The sequence below is a fragment of the Paenibacillus sp. J22P59 genome (assembly GCF_059383895.1).
On record NZ_JBXENX010000030.1, the window covers coordinates 1 to 3,291 of the forward strand.

Annotated in this window: 6 protein-coding genes; 1 reads left to right on the forward strand and 5 read right to left on the reverse strand. The window is 42.1% G+C overall.

The annotated features are described in order from the left end of the window. Positions 1-97: 97 nt before the first annotated feature. Genes AC50YO_RS25420 through AC50YO_RS25430 form a run of 3 tightly spaced genes read right to left on the reverse strand, consistent with a single transcriptional unit; the run spans position 98 to position 1,302 of the window. Positions 98-832, reverse strand: a complete 735-nt coding sequence (locus AC50YO_RS25420; protein ID WP_494851397.1) for a recombinase RecT — start codon at positions 830-832, stop codon at positions 98-100. 1 nt (position 833) lies between these two features. Further along, positions 834-1,118 carry a hypothetical protein gene (locus tag AC50YO_RS25425; protein WP_494851400.1) on the reverse strand — a complete coding sequence of 95 codons (285 nt, stop codon included), beginning with the start codon at positions 1,116-1,118 and terminating at the stop codon, positions 834-836. Then, a complete protein-coding gene (locus AC50YO_RS25430) occupies positions 1,111-1,302 on the reverse strand; it encodes a hypothetical protein (RefSeq protein WP_494851404.1) in 192 nt (63 codons plus the stop codon). The genes AC50YO_RS25425 and AC50YO_RS25430 overlap by 8 nt, the downstream gene beginning before the upstream one ends. A gap of 350 nt (positions 1,303-1,652) precedes the next feature. On the opposite strand from AC50YO_RS25430, the gene AC50YO_RS25435 reads away from it, so the two are divergent. Next, positions 1,653-2,366 carry a hypothetical protein gene (locus tag AC50YO_RS25435; RefSeq protein ID WP_494851405.1) on the forward strand — a complete coding sequence of 238 codons (714 nt, stop codon included), beginning with the start codon at positions 1,653-1,655 and terminating at the stop codon, positions 2,364-2,366. On the opposite strand, the gene AC50YO_RS25440 is transcribed toward AC50YO_RS25435, so the two are convergent. Both AC50YO_RS25440 and AC50YO_RS25445 read right to left on the reverse strand, forming a co-directional pair. Next, positions 2,317-2,622, reverse strand: a complete 306-nt coding sequence (locus AC50YO_RS25440; protein WP_494851407.1) for a hypothetical protein — start codon at positions 2,620-2,622, stop codon at positions 2,317-2,319. The genes AC50YO_RS25435 and AC50YO_RS25440 overlap by 50 nt on opposite strands. A gap of 21 nt (positions 2,623-2,643) precedes the next feature. After that, positions 2,644-3,291: ORF6C domain-containing protein (locus tag AC50YO_RS25445; protein WP_494851409.1), on the reverse strand; the 648-nt coding region annotated here is incomplete at its 5' end.

Sequence of the window (3,291 nt, forward strand, 5' to 3'; positions counted from 1 at the left end):
AGCCATTGCCCGAGCTTCGCAGCCACCGTATGCAGGAAGAAAGCCCTTAAACTGACTTACAGACATATAATGCTGGTTTGCAGCTCGACTGTAGTAGTTATCCTTGGTCAGTATCATTAGGCTTTACCTCCTGCTCCTCGAACGGACTACGGTACTGCGGCCGCTCCGGCTGATCGAATACAAACTCTCCCCCTGCCTCAAAAGCTAGGCGCTGTTCCGCGTCAAAGTCGATCTCAATCGTTTTGCAAAGGCGGCGCAGAACGGTCCGCTTGTACATCTCGCCCTTCGACTTGTCCCAAGTGTCACTACCCGAACTCTTTCCGTAGTTAGTCCGGACTGATTCGATTTCTTCCGCGCTCATGGCCTCGTAAACCATACCGCCATCTGTGTACTGAGCTACTGCAAAGCTTCCACTGATCGGACTGTTATTGAACGGCAATGGGTTAAAATTAATGACTGGTCGACCTTCGATAACCGCCTCTTCGATCTTGTCACCTTCCCTAACATTTTTGGCGTAGATCGTCAGCAGCGGACGTACACTGTACTTTATAGCGAGCTTCATTTCGCCCTTATAATCCGTTTGAAAGCGGACGCCGCTGCCTTCGGCTATCACATGACACTCTTTTGCCAAGAAATCCAAACCAAGCACCGCGCCTTTGAAAAATTGCATCGCCAGGTCATCAGCGTTGAAACGATCAAAATTTCGAATTTCTGGTAGGTATGCGATACAGTTTTGTACAAACCGTGTCGGGTTGAAACTGGAGGGCAAAGCATCATGCTTTGCCTCCAGCAGCGCCTCTAGAGCTAATTGAATTTGATTGCTTGCTGCCACGCTATCCCTCCTCTATTGATTTACTGACTACCTCGACAAGCTCCAGAAGCTCGATACGCATCCACTCCCGCGCCCTATGCCCGTCACCAGTCGTCAAATCATAAAACTTACATAATTGCGATGATGTGAATGATAGTCCTTCAAAGTGAAGCTCCTCGTTTACAAAAGGCCTCGTCTTAGTCCACTCCAACAATTGAAGAGCTGCTCGAAACTCCTTTAGGGAATATTGCGATTCGAACACTATTTCCGCAAACTGCGGTACAAGCCGCCCCCATTGTTCAATCAAGTAAGACCACCCCATGTATACCAGCTAAGCATTCTTTGCATAGCTTTTGTTTGCCATCACAGACTGCGACAGCTTCCGCTTTGCCACATTCACAAGGTATATAAAGTTGCAAATGATCTGCAGGCTGATGCTTATTGTCGAAATCTTCTTGCAATTTAATTGTTGGGTTTTCCAACACTTTCATGCACCCCATTTACACGCTAGATGTTTTGCGCTATACTAACGGCAATTGTTTTTTTGTAATGTTGGTCTTTGTGGCTCCTATCCCACAAGGACCTTTTTCATGCGCTTCCGATTTTCCCAAGCTGCAAATTCAAGCACAACCATACGCTCGTCTTGCGTTAGCTCCCGCCATACATAGCCTGTGACATTCATCGTTCTTCACCTCCTCTATCAGAGAATCCAATAATATACAAATTCATCCACTAACATTTCGATAAACACAAGTTTCATACTTCAACTTTACTTTCTGTCGAATATTTCCTTTTCCTTTGGTAGAATATTATTTAACAGATTTCTGAGGGGGTAACTATGTTGTCAATTGAAAATGAAATATCAGAATCAATCAGAAAAACAATGAATGAAATCAACAAATCCCTTGTACCAAGCCGAGAAATTATAAAATTAATGCAATCAAAGAACTATGAAATGATAGAAAATATAAGCCGATCTTTCGCTGTCAGTATAACTATTCCTCCAGAAGTCTTTAACATACTTGAATCGGTCAGAGCATCTGCTTCTCAAATTTCTGTCATGCCAGAAATACAAAATTTACAAAGAATATTATCTGAATTTACCAACATTAAACTACCAGAAATTTCAATCCCAAAACCGCTTGTCCCCAGAGTGAGCAGATTAATTGAAACTGTTGAAGAAACAATGCCTGAGAGCTTATCCGTTTTATCAGACGGTACCCATCACAAAATCGACATTTCTAAACTTACTTGGCCTATGCTTCGAGTTTTGGTTTCTGCTATATTCACTATCTTGGTTAATGCCTACTTCTCAGGTTCAACCGCCGAACAATTAGAACGTCATCATATTGAGCTCATGGAACAAAATGAACAGCATCATCAGGAAGAGATTGAACAGAGAGAGCGGCACCATCAAGAAACCTTAGCTCAAAACGAAAGACATCATCTAGAGAAAATGAATAACGACAACTTGTTTATTGAAACATTAGAAGATATACAAGCCATCATTCTTTCCTACCAACATGACTCTTTAGAATCTCTAAATCATGAATGATATTTGATAATTGAGAGTTGTAATCATTCCATTGATCAATCTGTTGATCAGTAATTTCGTTCCAATGCTTTGTTTGTTGTTCCCTTATTTCCATCCAGTCTTGCCACTGCTGCTCAATCTGCTGCTCATACAGCTGGTTGAGCTTTGTTCTTGTGTTAAAGGTTTTTAAGGTTAAGATATTCCCCAGCAGTAAAGTGGCAATCAGTAACCAAGGCAATACCCGATAGATCACAGTCAGTAATTTGTTAATCTTCAACGCCTCCTAAATTATCATCTGTCAGTTAGCAGCTTCGATTATACGCAGTAGGTTGTTTGGTGGCGTCCAGCGTTCAATGTAATCCTGAGCTTCGTTAAGTGACTTACGGGCTGTATTACAATAGGAGTTAACATTGAAAAACTCTTTGTAGTCATCCCACATGCATCTATATACTGAACTTCTTAATCCAGAGTCCTGATAGGCCGGTGTCTTCTTCCCACCTAACAATTCAATGACTCTTTTACTCCCCAGCTTTTGAAGTGATCGCTGCTGCCCATAATCAACCGTGGTATTGTTCTCCAACAATTCAAGCCGATTATCAATTTTCTGAATTTTATTATCCACTAAGAAAATTGCCTTCAACTCGGGGCTCAAGTTCGCATATGGATCAGCCAGTTGCTCTCGCATTCTACCAAACTCCAAAATATACATTTCTTTAAAGCGAGCTGCGTCCTTTCCCGTATAGCCCATGACCAAAAATGAGAAGCCATCCTGCGTGATAAGATATTTAGGATAATTGCGGCCTCGATCATTGGTGTAAGTTGACTCTCCAAAATTGGCGTGTGAAAATTCCTCACTACATTCTAGTCCTCTTATGTCCCTAAGAACCTTATCGTGATCTTTCCCAAACACTTCCGATACTGTTAGACTGTCTGTTACTGCTTGTCC

Coding starts and splice junctions, on each gene's coding strand:
- AC50YO_RS25430 (WP_494851404.1), bottom strand. CDS start 1,302: ATGAAAGTGTTGGAAAACCCAACAATTAAATTGCAAGAAGATTTCGAC.